15 protein-coding genes and 1 pseudogene are annotated in these 22,977 nt (G+C 47.0%); 13 read left to right on the top strand and 3 right to left on the bottom strand.

Annotation, left to right across the window (positions count from 1 at the left end; all coding sequences use genetic code 11):
- Positions 1-187 precede the first annotated feature (187 nt).
- The gene (locus AB4Z30_RS28550) at positions 188-595 is read left to right on the top strand and encodes a hypothetical protein (RefSeq protein ID WP_441931018.1); all 408 of its coding nucleotides are present in this window, start codon (positions 188-190) and stop codon (positions 593-595) included.
- Between the two features lie 349 nt (positions 596-944).
- On the opposite strand, the gene AB4Z30_RS28545 is transcribed toward AB4Z30_RS28550, so the two are convergent.
- Positions 945-1,655 (bottom strand): GT-D fold domain-containing glycosyltransferase, encoded by a 711-nt coding sequence (locus tag AB4Z30_RS28545; protein WP_441931017.1) that lies wholly within the window; start codon positions 1,653-1,655, stop codon positions 945-947.
- 312 nt (positions 1,656-1,967) lie between these two features.
- Here AB4Z30_RS28545 and AB4Z30_RS28540 point away from each other — a divergent pair, with 312 nt between their 5' ends.
- The 5 genes from AB4Z30_RS28540 to AB4Z30_RS28520 all read left to right on the top strand — a co-directional run bounded on the left by AB4Z30_RS28540 (position 1,968) and on the right by AB4Z30_RS28520 (position 8,474).
- Positions 1,968-2,657, top strand: a complete 690-nt coding sequence (locus AB4Z30_RS28540) for a glycosyltransferase (protein WP_441931016.1) — start codon at positions 1,968-1,970, stop codon at positions 2,655-2,657.
- A 17-nt stretch (positions 2,658-2,674) separates the two neighbouring features.
- Complete coding sequence (locus AB4Z30_RS28535) at positions 2,675-3,664, top strand: polysaccharide biosynthesis protein (protein ID WP_441931015.1); 990 nt, start codon at positions 2,675-2,677, stop codon at positions 3,662-3,664.
- A gap of 34 nt (positions 3,665-3,698) precedes the next feature.
- On the top strand, positions 3,699-5,588 hold the full coding sequence (locus tag AB4Z30_RS28530) for a nucleotide sugar dehydrogenase (RefSeq protein WP_441931014.1): 1,890 nt from the start codon (positions 3,699-3,701) through the stop codon (positions 5,586-5,588).
- The gene (locus AB4Z30_RS28525) at positions 5,575-6,321 is read left to right on the top strand and encodes a class I SAM-dependent methyltransferase (RefSeq protein WP_441931013.1); all 747 of its coding nucleotides are present in this window, start codon (positions 5,575-5,577) and stop codon (positions 6,319-6,321) included. The genes AB4Z30_RS28530 and AB4Z30_RS28525 overlap by 14 nt, the downstream gene beginning before the upstream one ends.
- Positions 6,322-7,367: 1,046 nt before the next feature.
- Positions 7,368-8,474: a glycosyltransferase gene (locus tag AB4Z30_RS28520; RefSeq protein WP_441931012.1), complete on the top strand. Its 1,107-nt coding sequence runs from the start codon at positions 7,368-7,370 to the stop codon at positions 8,472-8,474.
- Between the two features lie 312 nt (positions 8,475-8,786).
- Here the strand turns inward: AB4Z30_RS28520 and AB4Z30_RS28515 are convergent, their stop codons facing one another.
- Positions 8,787-9,311, bottom strand: a complete 525-nt coding sequence (locus AB4Z30_RS28515; protein ID WP_441931011.1) for a DUF5412 family protein — start codon at positions 9,309-9,311, stop codon at positions 8,787-8,789.
- Between the two features lie 16 nt (positions 9,312-9,327).
- Positions 9,328-10,221, bottom strand: a complete 894-nt coding sequence (locus AB4Z30_RS28510; RefSeq protein ID WP_441931010.1) for an AraC family transcriptional regulator — start codon at positions 10,219-10,221, stop codon at positions 9,328-9,330.
- A gap of 121 nt (positions 10,222-10,342) precedes the next feature.
- Between AB4Z30_RS28510 and AB4Z30_RS28505 the strand changes: the two genes are divergently transcribed.
- The 7 genes and pseudogenes from AB4Z30_RS28505 to AB4Z30_RS28475 all read left to right on the top strand — a co-directional run bounded on the left by AB4Z30_RS28505 (position 10,343) and on the right by AB4Z30_RS28475 (position 22,699).
- Positions 10,343-12,187, top strand: coding sequence for an ABC transporter ATP-binding protein (locus AB4Z30_RS28505; RefSeq protein WP_441931009.1), 1,845 nt, complete (start codon positions 10,343-10,345; stop codon positions 12,185-12,187).
- A gap of 282 nt (positions 12,188-12,469) precedes the next feature.
- Positions 12,470-14,377: an ABC transporter ATP-binding protein gene (locus AB4Z30_RS28500; RefSeq protein ID WP_441931008.1), complete on the top strand. Its 1,908-nt coding sequence runs from the start codon at positions 12,470-12,472 to the stop codon at positions 14,375-14,377.
- Between the two features lie 14 nt (positions 14,378-14,391).
- Positions 14,392-14,897: pseudogene (locus AB4Z30_RS28495) on the top strand (Rpn family recombination-promoting nuclease/putative transposase); the annotation flags it as partial.
- Between the two features lie 332 nt (positions 14,898-15,229).
- Positions 15,230-17,110, top strand: coding sequence for a DNA helicase RecQ (gene recQ, locus AB4Z30_RS28490; protein ID WP_441931007.1), 1,881 nt, complete (start codon positions 15,230-15,232; stop codon positions 17,108-17,110).
- A gap of 1,543 nt (positions 17,111-18,653) precedes the next feature.
- Positions 18,654-20,696, top strand: a complete 2,043-nt coding sequence (locus AB4Z30_RS28485) for a B12-binding domain-containing radical SAM protein (RefSeq protein WP_441931005.1) — start codon at positions 18,654-18,656, stop codon at positions 20,694-20,696.
- 117 nt (positions 20,697-20,813) lie between these two features.
- Positions 20,814-21,923, top strand: coding sequence for a tyrosine-type recombinase/integrase (locus AB4Z30_RS28480; protein WP_441931004.1), 1,110 nt, complete (start codon positions 20,814-20,816; stop codon positions 21,921-21,923).
- Positions 21,924-22,090: 167 nt separating this feature from the next.
- Positions 22,091-22,699: a hypothetical protein gene (locus AB4Z30_RS28475; protein WP_441931003.1), complete on the top strand. Its 609-nt coding sequence runs from the start codon at positions 22,091-22,093 to the stop codon at positions 22,697-22,699.
- Positions 22,700-22,977: the final 278 nt, after the last annotated feature.

Genomic DNA, 22,977 nt, shown 5'->3' with positions numbered 1-22,977 from the left:
TAACTATCTCCTTCTGAACAGCCTGTACCCTTTGTGTGCATACGATCCGTTCATTTCGTTATGCAGTTCAATATACCATTAACTGCGTGGAATTAAAAATAGGTTCATCAAATCTGCCAACCATCCAATCCGAAGAGATTTCAGATTCATAGGATAAGATATCCCATAGCATTGGAGGTGTTACTTCATGGGCGTGTTTCTCGATATGAGAACCTCGGAGAACTCGGGATATGTAGGGGCACCAGGCTTACCTTTGTCTGAATCTCCTGAACCCTTCGGTGTAATCGGTCTTCAGACCCAGGGGGTCATTAATCCGATCATTACCTTCAACGGCACGGTAGGTGTTACGGGAGAACTGGGCGATACGTTTGTTGTAGAGATTGTGCGCGGTTTTCAGTACGATCCGTTTTTCATCATCTATCGTGCAGAAGGTACAATCGGGCAAAATGGCGGTGCCGAGTTCCATTCGTTCACAGCTCAGGATTTGGCTGCACCACCAGCGCTGGAAAATGTATATACGTCATTCATTTCCGGTGTATCCACAGCTGTGCGAACCGGGCCGGAGATGTTCTATGGTATTGCTGCGACCAACTAAAGGAAGACGGGGTAGACTATAGAGAGATGTTAGAGAGACTTTAGAAAAAGAATAGGGGAAGTTCGGTCACATAAGATCCACGTTATATAATGTCATTCAGGGCTTACTATCATTCAACCTTATCGTAACGTTGTTGTACTTGCGTCAGCTACATTGCAATCAAGATATAAGTCAAAATCCCCGCCTCGGTAGGCGGGGATTTTGAGTTTGAGATGAAGCAGGATTGTAAGAGCATTAATTTATAAGAGAGAGTTGAAAGACATTGATATAGAAGGAAAGGGAGAAGTAGAGATACAAGCGGGGCTATCGATCATGGGTATGAGGAAAAAATGGATATTGTAGATGGTGCTTAGTTGGCGCGTCCTTTCAAAATCATGTTATTGGCTTTGCCGAAATCGATAGCGACTTTACCAGCCAGTGCTGCTGTTCGTTCTGCAAGAATGACGGCGTTAACACCGCAAGAGAACAGAGCAACATCAAAATCATCCGGATGCGTTTGAATCCATTGCAAGGTCTCATCCATCTGATCATAGTTGTCAAACGCCAGTGTACTTACGATGTCGAGATGGTAAGGCTCCTTAACGAGTGCGGCCTGTAACTCATCCAGTTCACGCGTTACGAGCAACACACGTTTGCCGGCAAGGATCTGCCAGAACCGAGGTACTTGCACAAGTTCACGATTCACACAAGCATGGCAGGTCAGCGCAGGCGCGATGCCGTAGTGAGCAAAGATCATATCGGTTAACGGCCGTTTGAGATAATCGGGAGCCTTAATAGTGTTGTCTCCACGCGGAAGGACACCCACAATGGTCGCTCGCTTCAACGAAGCAGCGACTTCGTCCCGCATTTTCAGGTTGGGAAGCCGCAGCCCCTTTTGTCCGAGATTAGCTTTGACCGCCCAGCGCTCTTGGAGTACCTGCTCCATGGGCCATACGGATTCTTGCGACATCACGATATTTTCACCATCCCCCACACGCACCAGTGAGAATGGTCGCTTCTCTTGCAAAGCTGTTTCAAGCTGATCCAGCACGTCCTGCATTTCTAGATAAGTAGAATTCATTCCGAATGCCAGCCCCCTTTGAAAATCAAGCTCCTCTATTCTATGTTGCGAGAGAAACCGTGATCTGTGCGTTCGACCTCCAAGAGATAACTTGGGGTGTATATCAATCTATTTATAAGAAAATCAGTACATATGTCGGTGCCGGAATGTTCAGGAGTTCATACGTTATACAGTGCTGGCATTTAAGAGAATTGAAGTGTAAGCGATCAGCGCGAGGAACGAGTTTCGTAGATACGAGATTTCATTCTAAGAAAACTATGAAAACGTCTGTACTCGCCATATAGGCTTACAGCGTTCATGAGGAGGAAGGGTATGTCCAGGAAAGTTGTGATTGAAATTAACTTCAATAACTACGGGTTAGATCCGCAGCGGCTGACCCGCGAATGGCTGGAGCGCCGTATGACCATTTTTCGCACATTTACATTGCATTGTCTCAAGGCTCAGACCAATCAAAATTTCTTGACAGTGGTGAAGCTTTCGAAAGAATCCGGGGAGCTGATGCAGGAGATTTTGGCGAGCCAGGAGCCGATGCCTTCGAATATTCGTTTTGGAACCCATATCGAGAGTGTACGTGCGATTCTGGAGTTTGCCAAAGACGTAGAAAACATTTATATTGCCCGTCTGGATTCGGATGATCTGTATCACAAAACATTTGTGCAGCAGCTCTATGAAGTACAGCCTCAGCCAGAAACGATGGCATTGATTAATCAGAATGGCTATCTGTGGGACAGTGTGAACAACGAGATGGCTCCGGCATTTCACCGCTCCCCTCAATTTTATGTCTATCTCTACAAGACAGCGGAGTATGCCGCGGGATATCGTGTAAAACTTCCGGGCCGAGGAACGCATGGGAATGTGATCGACTTGCCACATGAGCTGCTTGCACCGCGGAACTACGTCAATATCGTGCATTCCAGCAACACGTCCGTCAAAAAAGTACCGCCTAAAGACCGCTTAAGCCGCGAGGAGATGGCGCAGGTATTACGTGAATTTATGATCTGAACAGGAGGGATTCATCCATGATTCAAGGACAAACAATTCTGGTCACCGGAGGAACTGGCTCCTGGGGTCAGAAGCTAACGGAGGTACTGCTTGCGCAGAACCCGGCGGAGATTCGACTGCTTTCCCGGAACGAGTATGCTCAGATCGCAATGCAGCGGGAGTTCAACCATGATCCGCGTTTGCGTTTTATCATTGGAGATATTCGAGATTACCGAGCAGTGGAGGAGGCTTGCCAAGGCGTGGATGTGCTATTCCATCTGGCAGCGCTGAAGCATGTCCCGGTCTGTGAGGATCAGCCGGATGAAGCATTTAAAACGAATGTGATTGGAACTCAGAATATTATTCGGGCGGCCATCCGTATGGGGATTCCGAAAGTCATTGACGTATCCACCGACAAGGCAGTCGATCCGATTAACGTATATGGCATGACCAAAGCACTGGGCGAAAAAATGATGATTCGTGCCAACTGGCTGAGCGAGAAAACAAGATTTGTGTGCATCCGTGGCGGCAACGTGCTGGGCACGAGCGGCAGTGTTGTACCTTTGTTCCGCAGACAGATTGACGAAGGCAAAAGCCTGACCATTACAGATGAAGGCATGACTCGCTTTTTCCTGACACGCACCGAGGCTATTCATCTATTGCTCAAAGCTGCGGAAGCGGCAGTGGGCGGAGAGACGTTTGTGATGAAAATGAAAGCTTGCAACATGACCGAGCTGGCTTCTGTCATGCTCGAACAGGCAGGCCGCCCGTCAGGCGATTATAAAGTGACCGGCATTCGTCCAGGGGAGAAGCTGCACGAAGTGTTGATCTCGCCATTCGAAGCGCCGCGCACACGCCAGTACGATGCGCAGTATTATGTCATTTTGCCGGAGCATGCCGATCAAGGTCTTACGAAACATTATGATCATCTGCCGCGTGTGAAATTTGATCAGTATCGCTCTGACAGTGAAATGATGAACAAACCGGCGATTGCTGCGTTTTTGCGTGCAGGAGGATATATCGACTAACGGAAGGGAGGCGGAACGTTTGGAGGTGGAAGAGATGAGTGAGAACAGCCTGAATCTTGAAGAGAAAGGGCAAGACGAAAAGGAGAAGCAGGCACAGACTCCAGGAGAGCACCGTGGCCGGAAACAGCAACGATTGAAGCAACTCTACCCGAAGCCACAGCAGACCACGCTTCAATGCATTCATGACCGCTCCCTGAAGGCTGTTGTCATCGGTCTTGGTTACGTGGGGCTGCCGATGGCCGTTGAGATGGCACAGTCCGGTTACCAGGTGCACGGCATTGATATCGATGCAGGCAAAGTGGCTAAGCTACGCGCAGGCCATTCGTATATTATCGGCATTGAAGATGAGGTGCTTCAAACGCTGCTGGAGGCAAATCTATTAACGGCAGGCACAGATTATGCAGCAGTTGCAGGTGCGGATGTCATTGTCATCTGTGTACCGACTCCGTTAACGGATAAACATCAGCCGGATATATCCTATATCTCATCAGCCGTAGGGGGCATGACCCCCTATCTTCAGCTGGGCAGCCTTATCATTCTGGAGAGCACCACATATCCAGGCACAACGGAAGAGCATGTGAAACAGCCTGTAGAAGCAGCGCGCGGCTGGACTGCAGGTGAACATTTCTATGTCTGTTATTCTCCGGAGCGGGTTGATCCGGGCAGTGTGCATTATGGGGTGAAAAACACACCGAAAATCATCGGCGGTTCGACTCCCGCCTGTCTGAATTATGGAACACAATTCTACGGCTCGTTTCTGAACGAAGTCGTACCTGTTAGCTCGACAACGGTTGCCGAGACAGCCAAACTGTTCGAAAATACGTTTCGCAGCGTAAACATTGCGCTGGTTAATGAGTTGACCCCGGCTTGTGAGCAGATGGGAGTGGATATCTGGGAAGTGTTACAGGCAGCGGCAACGAAGCCGTTTGGGTACATGCCGTTTTATCCTGGGCCGGGTATTGGCGGACACTGCATTCCGATTGATCCGATCTATCTATCTTGGGCAGCCAATCGCCAAGGATCGGAGCTGCGATTCATTGAGCTTGCAGATGCGACCAACAGGCAGATGCCAGAGCATGTAGTTCAACGTGCAGCAGCCCTGCTGGAGCAACGTGGTCATTCCATTCGCGGCGCCCGCGTTGTACTCGCGGGTATGGCGTACAAAAAAGATATTGACGACCTGCGCGAATCCCCTGCGCTCGACGTCTTTCGGCTGCTGAGCGCAGCGGGCGCCGAAGTTGTTTTCACCGATCCGATGGTGCCCGTATTCCGTCAAGATGATGGTTCCATGCTCCAGTCCCGGGCTGCTTCGCCCGAATTATGGACATGGGCCGATCTGGTGATCATCACGACAGACCACTCCGCGTTTGATTATCAGGAGATGGCGGATCATGCACCGCTGATTTTTGATACACGTAACGCCACAGCCGGATGCCGCGGAGATAATATTGTTGTGCTTGGTCAGCCGGAACGACATTACAGCAGGATTTCAGAGAGCTTAGGGCAGGAGAAGGGTGCTGAAGGGTATACGGGTGCGCAATCAGAACATGTAAAGCATGAAGGCCGCGAGGTACATGTGGAATATGCAGAAGTTGTGGAAGATGCTGAACATGAAGAAACAGAACATGTAGAGCATGAGGAACAAGTGATGGAGAAAGAGGGTTTTCAAGATACAGAGCATGAAGCGGTAGGATTGGAAGGTCATAATAACAGCGTTCAGGTCACGAGAGAGGGAGATTCAGCAGGGGCAGATGTAAAAGGACAACATGAAAGAACTTCGCATACGAAACGCGAGAGTGTTACCTCGGGTGAAGGTGCAGAAAACGAGAACAGTGAATCGCATGGAAGCCAACACGATGCATGGACGGATCAAGATGTGAAAAATGTGCACGGGAAAACGGGAGATGGCTATGGCGAATCATGATCGGGTGAACGAACGTTATTACGGAGAGATTAATTCCGAAGATTCTCATGAAGCGACGAGGACCCGCGTGCACTGGATGTGCAGGGAGACCACAGGCAAACGTATTCTGGATGTGGGATGCAGTCAGGGAATTACGTCTATTTTGCTGGGGCGTGAAGGGTTTCGTGTGACAGGTGTGGATTTGGAGGAAGAAAGCATTCGCTATGCGCAAGAGGAGCTGGCTAAAGAATCAAAGCCCGTCCGTAACCATGTCGATTTCCGCATGCTGGACATCACGCAATGGAAGGCGAGAATAACCTTTGATACTGTACTGCTGGGGGAAGTGCTCGAACATTTTGCGCATCCCGAGACACTGCTATTGCAAGTTCACCGTCTGCTCGGAGAGGAAGGTACACTCATCGTTACTGTTCCTTATGGCTATCATCCATTCTATGATCATAAACAGACGTTCTATGCGAGTAATCTGGCTATGTGTTTATTACCGTATTTTGAAGTATTGAAACTGGAAGTTCATCATAAATATCTATGTTGTGTGGCGCGCAAACGGCAGAAAATACAGCTCGACGTAAAGCCGTCTCTGAACCAAGTGCTGGACTGGACGAAACTGGATCATATTCATTTTGAAGAGTTGGAGCAGCAGCATCTTCGCTCCATGAAACAGCGCAAAAAAGCGCTGGACAGTGCCGTGGAGCAACTGAAACGGCTACGTCGTCAGGAGAATGAAGAAGGGTAGGAGAGGAAGAGTAAGTAGGGTAAGGAGATAAGCAGAGTCTTAAACACTGACAAAAGTACCAACACCAACACCAACACCAACACCAACACCAACACCACACAGAAGCAAGGACACCATGTACAACACTTTCATCGTCCACATCTACATTAACATCGATATTCACAGCCACATTAACCACGAAACCAGGCCAAACATTAGCAATTGTATCACTAGCATGTAGACCATTAACATTAGGAGCAATACCTGTAATTTCAACAACAGTATCGCACTAACACACGAACTACACTAGCTACAAAAACACGAACGACACGAACACTAACCTTAACTTTACACACTTCACACCTCATAAAAAGTAACGCACTAACTCAAGTATTACTCTCAGTGACTGCACGAGCAGAACGGTCACTATACAAGAATTCTCATCGTTAACAAGCACATTAACCGCGAAACCAGACCAAACATTAGTAAATGTATCACTATCATGCTGACCACTGACACCAAGAACAATACCAGTGATCACACCAACTATGGTAACAGTATACGAACTACACTAGTTACACGAACACTAACCTTAACTTCAACACTTCTCAAACGCTAACCACACTAACTCAAGTATTACTGTGAGTGATTGCACCATTAGTATGGGCACCTCCGACACCTACAGTCATTGCAGTAGCAACACTCCCACTCCCAGTACCAATTACTATAGAGAATACAGCGCGTAAAATGAGGCAAGTTTTTCTAACGATCACCAGAAGCCTTATTTAGGTCATTTCGAAGCTCACAGAATTCTAACGATCACCAGCGACGTTATTTACCTTAAAACCACCGATTTCCCTCAAATTTAGGCTTGAAATGCGAAAATAGGATCATCTGTGATCGTTAGATTTTAGAATGCTCTGAAATGTGCTAAATAGGGTCATCTGTGATCGTTAGAAATTTTAGAACGTATATAACGCATAGAACTCTTAAAAATTTTAGAATGTGCAAAATCCTTTTTTGACTGTGTTGCATCAGTACGTGTAAGGYGGGAAGGGGCTCAAAACGTGATCACCATCAGTTTGTGTATGATTGTGAAGAACGAAGAACGCACGCTGGCACGGTGTCTTGACTCGGTGGCCGACCTTATGGATGAGATTATCATCCTTGATACAGGGTCGTCTGATCGAACGATTGACATTGCTACAAAGTATACCAGCCGGGTCTATACGTATACGTGGAATGACGACTTTGCCGCAGCTCGGAATGAGTCGTTCGCACGGGCTACACAGGAGTATATTCTGTGGCTCGATGCGGATGATGTGCTGCTGCCCACGGAACGGGCAAAGCTTGCGGCGTTAAAAGAGCAGCTGCCGTCCGGAGGTAAAACGGCGGGTGTGATTATGGGCTATACGCTGGCCGAGGGGCCGGAGGGAAGTCCGCTGGTGGCGGACCGCCGGCTTCGCCTGGTCAAGCGGGATACCGGGTGCCGCTGGCATGACCGGCTACACGAGCAGCTGCGCTTCCCACAAGGCGAGGTCATGACGGCAGATATTGCCGTTACCCATCGCCGCGAGGCGGGCAATCATTCGGCGCGAAACGTGCGCATCCTGCGCAAATGGATCGCCGAAGAGGGCGTAGCCCTGGGACGCCTGCTGTTTTACTATGCAGGCGAATGTTATGACCGCCAGCGCTACGCGGCGGCGGCACGCGGTTACGCGAAGCTGCTGGAGCAGCCCAGCGGTTACCGCGAGGACCGGCTCATTGCCTGCGCAAGGCTGGCGGAATGTCATGAGCGGCTTGGCGAGCCGGGCCGTAAGCTGGGTGCATTGCTGCAGTCGTTCCAGTACGACCTGCCGCATGCCGATTTCTGCTGCGCCATTGCCGCCTGCTTCCATGAGCGGCAAGAAATTATCACCGCCATCTATTGGTATATGCAGGCGGTGGATGTGAGCAGCCGTGATCCGGGTCTCCGCCCCGTACCAGCGGCATGCCGAACCTGGCTGCCGCATGCCCGGCTCTCGCTCTGTTATGCCCATCTGGGCAACTGGGAGCAGGCGCTTTTGCATAACACCAAAGCTAGAAAATATCTGCCGGATGATCCAGGTCTGATCGGGAATCGGGAAAAGCTCGAAGCCGTAATTCGCAAACAGAGGAAAGAAAGCGAAGGGTAACATATGGAAGAAGGAACAAAAACGGAAAGTGAAAATGAGGTATCCAATAAAATGAAGCTAGCGATCCATTGTTGAAACGAATCATAATAGTTTTCAAATATATGAATCAAATTAGCAATCCAATAAGGGTCTTCTACAGAGGCCTAATAAAAATAAACCCCGTTTAGCCGAGAAAGTCGGTGAACGGGGTTTGCTGTTGCTTTGTTTTAGTATGAACAGTGTATATCGCGTTTAGAACAACTGAACTTATCGTCCATATCCATGTTCCGAAGCGAAGTTGTCATGACACGATATTTCATCAGCATATGTTGATCACGATTCAGGCGCCAAGCACCGTACATACTGGTCTTTTGTACGCAAGCTGCTGCAAGCCCAGCCCCATCCATCATAAATTTCTTCATCTATATTTAAGGTAACCGTCTCGTTACTATACTCGCTCCAGTTTTCGATGCGAAGGGTATTGTCGCTTTCCCATTCGAGGTGATTTCCTCCATGAAACTCTGCTCGATAGATGCTTTTGGCATTCGAAGCGTTTTTATCCGCTGTTTTCCTGACGTCTACCCAAATGGTCACCCCGCCTGCTGCGCCGCCATAGGGAACACCGTATAGTTCTGCCGTGTATTCTCCATTCGGCGATGGCATGGAATAGCTCAGATCACCCTGATCGGCACGATCAAATGTGGAAAGATAGGACCGAAGCGTGAAAAAAAGCGTCAAAGCCACAATGGGTAACACAAACAAGGCGATAAATATGGAAGCGATTGGATGCCTGCGAACCCAAGATTTGCGAGAGATCATGGATGATGAATCTGGACGCATAGCCGTATCTTTTTTCATAACACTACACCTTCCTTTAGAGCGTAATCTGTTTGGCAGGGATATAAATATCCAGTTCTCCGTAATGCTCCTGGGCGAGACTGCCGTCTATTCTTTCAAAATAATAAGCATCACTTTTGCTGTATCCGGAATGACTTTGCCAGTATTCATCGATAAACGTCCAGACACTATCCAGATGATCGATATTGATCAGGCTTGGATGAAAATCACAGACAAACTTGAACACGGCATACTGATTGGCAGGTACTTCGATGCCGTTCAGTTCTTCCGGGATCTCTTCCAAACTCGTAACTTCAACAGATGGCTGATAGGTACTGTAATGTTCTTCAATCTCATTGGTCAATCCAATATATACGTTATCGTGTAGCACGTTAGGGATCAGATGAAAGTATTTTTCATAAAAAAGGTTGCCTGCAGAATTGGATTTATAATATTCCTCGTTATCTACATATCGAATCCGGGATTGCTGACCAATAAGCTTCATCGCAGGTTTCCGTACATAAATCGGATGAAAAATGTATCCATACGGAAGGATCGTAATCATCGATGAAGTCATACGAGCCGTAAACCGTAAATCACCAGCACCTTGCTTGCGATATTGCAGGGGTGTTATCCCAAAGGCCTGTTTGAAAGCCCGAATGTAAGACTGCTCATGTTCAAAAGAATAATGTCCGCTAATATCGATAATTTTCCAGTTCAGATCGACCAGTTGCTCCAGACTACGGGCTAATTTGCGAGCACGAATATACTCTCCAGGTAACTGCCCGCTGGCATGTTTAAACATGCGATGCAGATGGAACTTGGAGATATGGGTTATCGATGCAAGATGATCGAGTGTCAGTTTCTCATGAATATGGTCTTCTATGTAATCAAACAACGTATCCAATGTCTGTAGTAGATCTGGTTGCATATATAAACTCCTTATTTCGTCCTGATTTATAGGGGATAGCAAGAAATGTTCATTTTTTCCTTATCACTGATGATATCATAACCAGATACTTAATTTGATGACAAGATTGGAGTAATTACATATGTTAGCCGACCAAACGATAACAGACAAAAGAACGTATAAGCCCATCCAAATACTGACACGGTTATGGAAATTAACTGGAAAATATCGCATGTTCATCATCCCACTGCTCATTGCAGCTTTGGCCGCCTCACTGGTAGAAGTAGGATATCTGGAATCCATTCGCAGATTGGTCAAAGGGGCAGCGGAATCACAGTTTTCTCTAATGTATTCAGGGTTGATCATCGGCGTTTCGATTGTCGTGCTACGTGTCATTGTAAGCCTATTCACAACATGGTCGGAGACGTTATTCCAACAGAAGACCCAGGTGTTTTTACAGTCCAGGCTGCTACATTCCCTTGCACGAACAGATACACAAGAACTGGCAAAGTATCATACGGGGGATCTCACATCCAGAGTATGGACTTCAGCTACGGAGGCTCAGAAAGGCATCAATCAACACGGGATCGAACTTGCGAAAAATATGATTCAATTGCTTCTGGCTTTTGCCTATTTCAGCTGGGTGAACCTGCAACTTGCTCTTGCCATTATTGCGTTCACATTAATCTATCCGCTGGTAACGGCAGGACTCGGAAGAAAACTGCAGCGAGAACACGACCGATTGAATGCAAGTGCAGCGGAGCGGGATGAATTGCTTACGGATATCATTCAAGCCCCGGTGGAAATCCGCAGCTACGGACTTTCGGGTTATATGCAACAACAGTTTAGCAGACGAATGAATAAGGTGTTTAGGCGTACGATGTCCGTTTCGGTATTACAGCGTTTGACGGAGGCTGCTGGACGGGTTTCTACTTACGGGGGCATGATCCTGATCTTGTATCTCGGTGGAATCCAGGTGCTGAACGGACATATGGATGTAGGCGGATTGGCGGCTTTTCTGGTCGCAAGCAGTCAGTTGACACGTCCGATTGAAGCACTGTCAGGGTTATGGAGTGAGGTCATTGGGTCAGCTTCTCATGCGTCCCGTGTGTTTGAGATGTTGGATTTGGAAAAAAAGAAACCGGCTGCAGCTCAGCCGCAGCACAAATTTATGACTGAAGGTGTTCATGTAAACCAGATCTTCTACAGGTATGCAGAGCAAGAAGAAGTGTTATCGAACATTTCTTTTACAGCCGCCAAAGGCAAACTTACGGTAATTACAGGCCCTAGCGGATGCGGAAAGACTACTTTACTGAAACTGATAGCTGGTTTACATGCGCCTGCGAGCGGTTCAATCCAGTTTAATAACTCAAATAACTCAACGCTTCCCTCCAAGGACTCTGTGGGATCGGAAGCACTTAAATACCTTGCTCAGGACTTAGAAAGGGATATAAAACACGTTTATGTTCCACAGCAAGTCTTCATTTTCTCGGGAACCGTAGAAGAAAATATTAGGTTTGGTGCTGAAGGGGTGTTTGCGGAAGAAATACAACTTGCTGCCCGTATGACTCATGCGCATGATGCCATTATGAACCAGACAGATGGTTACGAGACGGAGCTTCAGCCGCAAGAAGGAACGATGTCTGGCGGAGAACTTCAACGGATCAGTCTCGCCAGAGCAGTGTTAAGAAAATCGGAAATTTTATTGCTCGATGAACCAACCTCCTCACAAGACCCGTGGCATGAGCAACAGTTGAACGAGCTATTTACTGTGTTAGCTGCGGAGTATGACACAACGATCATAGCAGTCACTCATCGGTTATCTTTGATTGAGCGTGCAGATCAGTTGATCTATATGCAGGATGGAGAAGTTGTTGACATCGGCACTCACCGTGAACTGCTGAATCGTGAGAATGGTTACCTTGCTTACCTTGCGGAGCAGGATGCAGAAGAACGAATATACGGGGAAGTGCCGGAACAGTTGTAAACAGATCGAAAGAGTAGTCAGATCGATAGAGAATTAAGACGTTTGAATAAATAACAGGGCAAAAAAGCTGAAGTGCTCTTAAAAGAAATGTGAAGAATTAGATTGAGGTAGCCCGCGAAGGTAAAGGTAGAAGTATAAGTAAAACTGGGGGAACAGCATGTCATATGAATATGAAGATAAGCAGAAAGGGAATGAAACGTGTCCACAAAAGAGATGCACATGAAGCAGCAGTGTCGATGGAAAATGAACATGAGCGTATAGAGGTGGAGGGCAAGAGCATAGATGGAAGAGCAATATAAGAACAATGATGCAGAGGGAAATGAGCGTATAGATGGAGAGGAACATAAGCACATAGATGAGGAGAGACCTAATAGCAGTGATGAAGAGGGCCCTCATACCAGTGATGAAGATCAGGGTTTGAATAAGGCCAAAGAAGCAGCATCTCTGAGAAAGGTTTGGCCGATTATTGTGCGCTTTATGAAGCCCTATAGATGGGCGGTAATCATTTTGTTTCTTTTTATTACAGCGGACGCGGTGTTCGATTGGGGTCTGGCCTTTGTGCAGGGATTTTTCGTTGATGCAATCCATGACGGCGGACAGGAGAAACTGAATGCTACGGCGATAACCTTTATCGCAGTGTTGATCGGGTTTATCGTATTACTGGGGATGCATCGCTATGTGCTAGTAAGGCTCAAAGAATCTATGCATAGGGATATGTCAATGAACCTGCTCCAGCTTTTCAACCAGATGCCTTATCCCTGGGCGCGTAGACAGAAGTCCGGGGATGTGATGCTGCGAATCAAAGAAGATACGAAGCATGGCGCAGAAGTGGTGGAAGCTATAGCAGAAGGAGTCACGGTCGTTTTTATTATCGTTCTCTCGCTGGGGTACTTGTATCGTGCAGATGCATGGGTTGCAGTCATTGCACTTGTCAGTGCGGCGGCGATCTGGTTTACGGCCAGGGTGTATGACCAGCGCATTATAAGGTTATCGGATGAAGTGGAATCGATGGAGGGTGAGTCACAGCAGCAGATTCAAGAGTACATGGAAGGTGTGTCTGTGATCCAGGCCTACAACGCTTCGCCATGGTTTCTTACACGCTTGCGTACGCAGCAACAATCACTTAACCGTGTGCAGGCGAAGTTGCAGATGACTTTGAGTGTATCGGATAATGTGGCGATGGCCGTATTTGGTCTGGCTCAATTGGCAGCCTTATTTCTGATTGCTTTAGCTGCAGCGAGGGGCGCTTTGTCACCGGGAATGGTTGTGGCAAGCAGCTTGCTGTTTGAGCTTGTGGTATGGCCTGTACTAGGGTTGTCGAGCCAATGGAGCCAAATGCAGGCGAGTATAGGCGCATTTGGTCGCATCTCCACATGGCTGAATCTAGCACAGCGAGCGCAACAAAATAATGTGGAAGAATACAATTCAGGGCACAGAGGACTTCCGCAAAATGAACAGCCTGTCCTGACACTGGATCAGGTCACGGTGTTGGATGAAAACAGCAGTCGAACCATTCTGGATCGGATTACGCTCAGATTGGTACCCGGTGAACTGGTGGCTGTAGTGGGCAGCAGCGGAGCCGGAAAGTCCACTCTATGCCAGGTGTGTGCGGGGTTAATCAAGCCGACTTTTGGACGTGTGATGCTGGGGAACGAAGATGTAGAGCAGATTATGGCTCAGGATCAACAATCCCGGCTAACGTATATGTCGCAGTCACCGGCTTTTTTTACAGGCACGATCGAAGAGAATATACGTCTTGGCAGGGACGCTACATTAAATGAAGTAAAACTTTCAGCGGGACAGGCTGGTTTACATGAATTTATTGAGGCCCTGGAAGGCCAGTATGATGCGATTTTGCAAGAAAAAGGAGCCAATCTGTCAGGTGGACAGCGTCAGCGTCTGTCCCTTGCCCGGCTTATGATGAGAACTTCAGATGTGTATATTTTGGATGAACCGACATCATCGCTGGATAACCAGACCGAGCAGTTTGTCATGCAACAACTTCGCCGCTTGGTGCGAGAGAAAACGGGATTGCTGGTGACTCATCGCATGGAGCTCGCCCGTCAATGTTCCCGGATTCTAGTGATGAACCAAGGACGAATTGCTGAGGATGGCACGCATGAGCAACTGATGGAGCGAAAAGGCTTGTACTATAGCATGAATGTCAGGGATGCAGCGTCGGGAAATTGAGAATGGAGGAAGAACTGAAGAAGTGTGTTACGATTAATATTCTAAATTATTTATTTATTGCCAACGAGCGATATCATAATATCTTTCATCTGAGAGAAGATCACACTGGACTTGAACTGAGTGATGATATAGAAGTACACTTTATGGAACTTTCCAAGCTTGACGCTCAATCTGTCCCTATAGATGGAGGGTTAATTAACTGGCTTTTGTTCTTAAAGGGTGCTGACAAATCCAATTGGGAGGTACTGCAAATGAATGAGCCGACATTGAAAAAAGCGATGGATACGTTGGAGTTTCTAAGTCAGGATCAGGAGGCGCGTCGTTTGTATGAGGCGCGTCAAAGTACTTGCATGATGAGGCCTCGATGATTGAATGGGCTACGGAAAAGGGATTGGCTCAAGGAGAACAAAAAAAAGCTTTGGAGATTGCCCAAAACATGCTTTCACTAGGAATTGACGTTTCGGTTATCGTCCAAGCCAGCGGTTTAACAGAGTCTGAGGTAAAAGCGCTTAAAAGCTAAAACTGTTTAAAAGATAGAACTGTTTAAAAGCTAAAACCGCATGTGACAGCTAAAATAGTTTGTTATGAAAAGGAAAGCAACCGTTCGTCTCCACCCGGGATGAACGGTTGTTTTATTTGTGTTTGAGAAGATTCAGGTTTTTACAGGAAAACGCGGTTGCTCATTCGGGCTGTGCCCGTTAAACTAAAGGGAGCGGCGTTTTGCTTGACGAACAAGTCATGAGAACGCCATTTTGTTGTCAGAGATGCGGCGCTGATGCCCGCGTCCAGATGTCAGAATCGGATAGAACCAAGCTGGTGCAGGAACACCGGTGACAAGTAAGGAGTCTTTACATGAGTGTGCAAGTACCTACTTTAGAAGAAGCACAGGGTCTTCTGCAAAAATATTATGGTTATCCCGATTTTCGTGAGGGTCAAAAAAAGATCGTTTCCAGCCTGCTTGAATATGAGGATACGCTGGGCATTATGCCAACCGGAGGCGGGAAGTCGATCTGTTACCAGATTCCCGCTTTGTTATATCCGGGGCTGACGCTGGTCGTCTCCCCGCTAATATCCTTGATGAAAGACCAGGTCGATGCGCTGACGACCGCGGGCATTGCCGCCGCTTATATTAATAGTACGTTAAGCGGCAGAGAAGTGAATGATCGAATCCGCGCGGCGCAGCGCGGTGAGCTGAAGTTGCTCTACGTCGCGCCGGAGCGACTGGAGCTGGATTGGTTCCGCGATGAGATGGGGCAGCTGCCGATCTCTTGCGTTGCCGTGGATGAGGCCCACTGTGTGTCACAGTGGGGACATGATTTTCGGACAAGCTACCTCGCGGTAGCGCCGTTTGTGGATAGTTTGCCGGAGCGGCCGGTGGTTGCGGCCTTTACGGCGACAGCGACGCCCGAGGTCATGGGCGATATACTGCGGCTGCTGCGTTTGCAGGACCCGCAGACGTATGTGACCGGACTTGGGCGAGATAATCTCGCGTTTAGCGTGCTGCGCGGCGAGAGCAAAAAAGATTTTGTCTTAAACTATGCGCGCGAACATGCGAGCGAGCCAGGTATTGTATACGCCGCGACCCGTAAGGACGTGGACGACCTGCATCAGCGTTTACTGCAGGCAGGTTTGCCCGCAGGACGTTACCATGCAGGGATGACGGACGATGATCGGGCTCAGAGCCAGGAACAGTTTTTGTATGATGATATCCGCGTGATGGTGGCAACGAATGCATTCGGGATGGGGATCGATAAGTCCAACGTACGTTATGTGCTTCACTACAGCATGCCGAAGAATATGGAGGCATATGTACAGGAAGCCGGACGTGCAGGACGGGATGGTGAGCCGAGTCAGTGTATTTTGCTATTCGGAGCACAGGACATCATTACTCAGAAGTTCCTGATTGAGCAGAACCCGATGGAGGGTGACCGCAAAGCGAACGATTACCGCAAGTTGCAACAGATGGTGGATTACTGTTATACCACACGCTGTCTGCGCAGTGCGCAGCTGGATTACTTCGGTGAAGTGCACGAGGACAAGCCATGCGGCATTTGCAGTTCCTGTACAGACGAACGTGAGCTGGTGGATATGACCATTGATGCGCAAAAAATATTCAGCTGCATTCACCGCATGCGTGAACGCTATGGGGTATCTCTTGTGGCGTCGGTGCTCAAAGGCTCCCGTGCCAAAAAGGTGCTGGACTACGGCTTCGATTCCTTGCCGACATATGGAGTCATGGGCAATCGCACAGAGCGCGAAATTGCCGAGATCATCAACGTGATGGTATCCGAAGGGTATCTGATGTTGTCTGAGGGACAATATCCCGTAGTACGTCTGCAGCCGCTGGCGGTGGAAGTGCTGAAAGGCCAACGTGAAGTCATGCAGCGTGTTGTGCGCAAAACAGCAGCTACAGCTTCCGGTACGAACTACGGCGGACGTCGCGGACGTGATGCAATGCCTTCGGCTGTTAACGAAACGGTGTTTGAACAGCTGCGCCTGATCCGTCGTGATCTGGCCGCCAAAGAACATGTGCCATCCTATATTATCTTCAACGATGCCACCTTGCGTGAGATGAGTGTGGTATGTCCGAAGACAGAACGTGACATGCTGACCATTAAAGGGGTCGGTGAGGTCAAGTACCGCAAGTACGGATTGCCGTTCCTGGAATTTTTCCAGAAGCAATCGGGTGAAGAAGTGGACACGGACGATGACGCGTTTTATGAATATGAGTGATATGTGATATTGATATGTCATGAGTGATGAGGATAAATGACCAGAGACAAGTGATATCTGATCTGTGATCAGCGACCTGTGCCTGAAGACAAATTCTAAAACCTAAAACCTAAAACCTAAAACCTAAAACCTAAAACCTAAAACCTAAAACCTAAAACCTAAAACCTAAAACCTAAAACCTAAAACCTAAAACCTAGAGATTAGAGATTGTACTAAGTTTTAGGGGATAGAGATTATACTAAAGTTTAGGAGATAGAAATTAGGACAGACAGAGATATGGACAGAAACAGAAACTATATATAGAACTAAAGAAACGACATTATGCCAATTAACGGTTCATGATCGTCAAAGTGCGCTGAATGGGGCAAGAATAAAAACCTTTGCAGTCTGCTCAAGTAGAACATGGAATGCTAACGATCACCATGGAGCTTATTTTCCATGAATCGGGTACATTTGAAATCTAACGATCTCCAGGAAGCTTATTTCATTCAAAATCCTGAAAAATGAGCCTGATCAAGCTGATTTCAGCAGAATAGCGTCTCTGGGGATCGTTAGAATTTTCCAAAGCCCGAATATGCCGAAATAAGGCTTCTCCTGATCGTTAGCGCTCGCAGTAGAGGGTGGCGGACTTGCAATAGCCATGAGCGATGGGGGATGGGCGATATTTGACTAATGGCCTGGATTGACGAGAGCAATAGTGGATTGTGTACATTCTTTAGTGCAACTTATATAGATCAGAAGCAAGAACGTGAACAAAAACAGAATAGAACTAGATCATACGCAGATAAAGAAGTAGAACAAGATAACGAGCAAGACAAGAAGCAACACAAGGAGCACAATAAGAACCAGTACCAGAGACAAGATCGGAATAGAAACGGATTCAAAAATCAGGATAAGTATCTCATAAAGTGTGTCTATGTACAGTAGACAAAATGGGCGAGATTGTCTTTCAAAGGGTGGACATGGACGTTAAAAGTTGCTAACGAGTATTGGCACAGTATATAGTGATTTTTATGTGAATTAGTCTATATATTGTGCTTTTAGTCGGCCGGAGAGTGTATATGTTTTCAAAGAGGTGTCCACTCTTTGAAAGACAAATTGTGGATTTGTTTATGAGGTATGGACGGTTATAGAATAGGGACTGGTTAATAGATCTTGTTTCTATTCCGCCGGAGAGTGTATGTGTTTTTCAAAGAGGTGTCCACTCTTCGAAAGACAAATTGGGGATTTGTTTATGAGTCGCGGACGTTTTAGCATACGGACTGGTTAATGGATCTTGTTAATAGATCTTGTTTTTAGATCTTGTTTTTAGATCTTGTTTTTAGATCTTGTTTTTAGATCTTGTTAATAGGTCCTGCGCGTGTATTGGTACGTGATGCGCTTACTGACGCGGATACTGGTGTGAGTTGTGCAAGTGTGGCCATAGATAAGGCTCAGAGTTGCGTAGATGTTTGTCTGAACAGCATCCGGGGAAGGATGGCTGTGGAGCTTTACTTTTCCCAAAAAATATAGGGTCTGGGTGTCCAGGCAAAGGTTGTGAACCATGAAGGTAATTTTATCGACTTTGAATGCAAAGTACATCCATACCTCGCTCGCGCTGCGGTGTTTGAAGGCGTACAGTGAGAAGGATTTTGATATTGAGCTCGCGGAGTATACGATCAAAGACCCGGTCATGAATATTGTGTCGGATCTGTACCAACGCGGTGCTGATGTGATTGGGTTTTCGTGTTACATCTGGAACATTGAAGAGACGATCAAGGTGATTGATAATTTGAAAAAGGTTATGCCTGACGTGAAAATTTTGCTGGGCGGGCCGGAGGTGTCCTACGACACCGAATATTGGATGAACCGGATTCCAAATGTCGATTTTATCGTCATGGGTGAAGGGGAAGAGACGTTGCATCAGCTTTTGACGGAGCTTGAAGGCAGCAAGAAGTTTCATTTTGTCTATGGACTGGCGTATCGCAAAGGGGAAGAGGTTATTCTCATGCCAGGACGCCCGAAAGCGGACTTGAATGATCTGCCTTCGCCGCATCGATTTGAAGAGGATATCCCGGATCTCGGGAAGCGGGTTGTTTATTTTGAGACTAGCCGGGGCTGTCCGTTTAGTTGTCAGTTCTGTCTTTCCAGTATTGAGGTTGGCGTACGGTATTACGATATCGAGCGGACGAAGTCGGACATTCTGTACCTGATCGAGAAGGGCGCGAAGCTGATCAAGTTTGTGGATCGTACGTTTAACATTAAACGGGATTATGCGATGGAGATGTTTAAATTTTTGATCGAGAATCATCAGGGAACGGTGTTTCAGTTTGAAATTACGGCTGACATTATGCGTCCTGAGGTGCTCGACTATTTGGCGGAGAATGCGCCGCCGGGTACGTTCCGTTTCGAAATCGGGGTGCAGTCCACGAATGATCCGACGAATGAACTGGTGAAACGCCGTCAGAACTTTGCCAAGCTGAGCCGTACGGTGAACAAGGTCAAAGCCAGCGGCAAGATCGACCAGCATTTGGATCTGATCGCAGGACTACCGGAGGAAGATTATAATACGTTCCGCAAGACGTTTAACGATGTATTTGCTTTGGGGCCGGAAGAGCTACAGCTTGGATTCCTCAAAATGCTTCGCGGTACGGGACTGCGTCTGGATGCGGAAAAGTACAATTATACGTACATGGATCATGCGCCGTATGAGATTTTGGGCAGTGACGTGTTGCCGTTTAGCGACATCGTGCGCCTGAAACGCTTGGAGGATGTGCTGGAGAAGTACTGGAACGCGCACCGGATGGATCATACGCTGAAGTATTTGATGGAGCAGGAGTTTGATTCACCGTTTGATTTCTTCCAGGCCTTTGGCGATTACTGGGAGGGTCAGGGCTGGCAGAAGATCGGGCACCAGCTAGAGGATTTGTTTACTCGTCTGCACAGCTTCCTGGAGTCACGGAACACACCRCATATGGATATCGTGCTGGGTCTGATGAAGCTGGATTATTTCCTGGGACATAAGTACAAGCCTCGTAAAATCTGGTGGGAGGATGTGCTCCAGAAAGATCAATGGGCAGGCTATATGAAAACGTTGGCTGAACGTCCAGAAGACGTTCGATTGCCACGTGTTGCCGGTGCCTCTGGCTCGGCATGGCTGGAAAGCAGCGGCGCGAGTGGAACGGCCGCTGCGGGAACTTCGGCGGCTGCCGGAGAGGACACTGCCGCTGATGCGGCGGGTGTGATCGGCAGCCATGCCGGGGATGTTGCGTCGCTTGCAGCGCGCGACGCAGTAGAGTCCGCCGCGGATGGAGCGGCGGACATGGGGCACGGCAACGCTTCGCGTGCGTTGCCGATGACCTCGGCCATGACCGCACAGACGGTCATGGGTGCCCGTGCTTTCGCCGATCTGAGACTCGGCGAAAAGGAACTGCAGAAGCACGCCGTACTGGACGTGCTTCCGTTCCGGCTTGAGCGTGTGCTAGCTGGCGCGAGCCCGCTTGCCGCGAAAGGCCAAACGCTGCTGGTCGTCGTATACCAGCAGCACGAAGACCAGCAGGCGCAGTATTACACGCTGCCGCTGGGAGAAGAAGCCGCTGCCATGTAGGTGCAGCGACTATAGTTCCGAAAGTATCGGAAGATCATTGGATTCCCTTAGGGGATGAAGATGATCTTCTTTTTTATTTTCCAAATTCAATCCAAATGAGCTGAAGGAGAATGTCGTATGAACAACAGAACAGAAGCTGCCATCATATTAACCAAAGGCTCCGCTGATACATTGTATGCACAAATTCCATATAATCCGGTGCATATCCAGCGCATTCGTCAGGTAACAGGAAGAAAGTGGGAGTCTGATACAAAACGTTGGATTATCCCCTTCTCAGAAGTATCTCTTCAGGAGTTTACAAAGCACTTTGACGCGCAAGATGTAGAGATTTCCCCGGAGTTGTGGGTGGAGAGTGACATATTGAGAAACTGGAAATTAAGTGGGGAATATCCCAAATGGAAAAGAGATCACTTACAGCAAGCCTTAAAATTAAGAGGATACAGTCGCAAAACGATTAAAGCATATAGTAATCAGATTGAACGGTTTATAACTAACCTTCCTCAATTAGATACAGAAATCAGTGCATCTAGTGTCCAAACATATTGTTTGAGTTTACTTGAGCGAGGAGTCTCCCATTCCAGTGTGAATCAGACAATTAGTGCAATCCGATTCTATTGTAAACATGTTCTCCATCATCCTGCGGAGATTCAATATATACGCCCCAAAAAGCAGACGAAGCTGCCCAATGTCATGTCGGAAAAGGAAGTTACCCAATTGCTGAAAGCTGTGACTAATCTCAAGCATAAGACGATTCTTTATCTAACCTATTCGGCAGGACTTCGTGTAGGCGAAGTCGTTCGTCTACGCTATAGAGATCTGGATATTGAGCGTCAGACCATTATCGTAAGGCAGGGAAAAGGTCATAAGGATCGGAGAACTCTTCTCTCCAATTTTGCTTGGGAAATGGTGCAGAAATACATTGCCAAATATAAACCCGATCGTTGGTTGTTTCCGGGACAATCTTCAGATCGACATCTTACGGAGCGCAGCGTACAAAAGGTTTTTGAAGAAGCTAGACAACGAGCGGGTCTTGTAAAAAAGTGTAGCATTCATGCTTTGCGGCACTCTTTCGCTACTCATTTGCTGGAAAATGGAACAGACCTGCGCTATATTCAGGAGCTTCTTGGTCATACGAGTACACAAACAACGCAACGATATACGCATGTTAGCACGAAAAATATTCAGCGTATTCAGAGCCCGCTGGATCGTATGGATATGGGAGATTGAGTATCTCAAACTTCTCCCTTTTTCACCAAATTTTTCTTCGCATATATCATCCCATAGGTTATCATATACGTAGTTCAGATATTACCTTGAATGTGTGGTATTTACGAAGTACATAAATAAGATGTTAGGTGAAATTAATGCGGAATATATTAGTGGAGGGATCAAGGATGAATAAAGACATTCAGAAATATCTTAATTGTATGGAAGAAATTAAATTAAGAACTGACGTTGCTATGTTGTATTTACAAGGAGTAAAAACATCCGGTTATATTAATACCGATGTTGAGATGATTAGTTTGCAAATCAGAAAAATATTGGAATTAATTGCTCTATCATCTCTTGCGGCGAATAAAGAGGAATATTCAAAACAATTTACAAAGTTTGCAACACACTGGAATCCAAAATTAATATTACAGGATATTGAACGAGTTAACCCTTATTTTTATCCTGTACCAACAAAACAAGTTTTAGATGATGATTCAGGTAAAGTAGTGAGAACTGAACCATTGGATCAAGATTTTTTAAAAAGAGAAGAATTTGATGAAATTTATAATATGTGTGGAGGCGTACTACACGCTAATAATCCATATGGTGAAGAAAAGAATATTGATGAAATACATAAAAGACTTCCTTTGATATTAATAAAGATTGTGAATCTTCTAGATCATCATGAAATACAACTTATAGATAGTGAATTACAATTATGGGTAATAATGAAGTCGGATGATGATGGTCGAGTTCACTATGCAATAATGAAACGTGTAGAGAATAATTAGTATTTCGAAGATGACAGCAACTTCACCTAACATAATATTCAAGCAGCGGCTCCTTGGGAGCCTTGGTCTGCGGATGGATTTCGGAGAGGGATTTCAGCAGACAACCCCTTTGGGGTTCATGAATACAGGAACGTTATAGGAAATCCATGTGAAGTCACTTCAGGAGGGATTAAAGAAGATGAACAAAAAACTAGTAGACCAGTTTGAGCATTTCAATGAATTTGTAAAAGTAATTGATGATCGGACTTGGCAAAAGCCGATTGCTCCTGGAAAGTGGA

The organism is Paenibacillus sp. 2TAF8 (genome assembly GCF_052114825.1).
Classification (GTDB): Bacteria; Bacillota; Bacilli; order Paenibacillales; family Paenibacillaceae; genus Paenibacillus.
The sequence above is the reverse complement of the archived record's forward strand: the minus strand, read 5'-3'. Positions and strand labels throughout refer to the sequence as shown.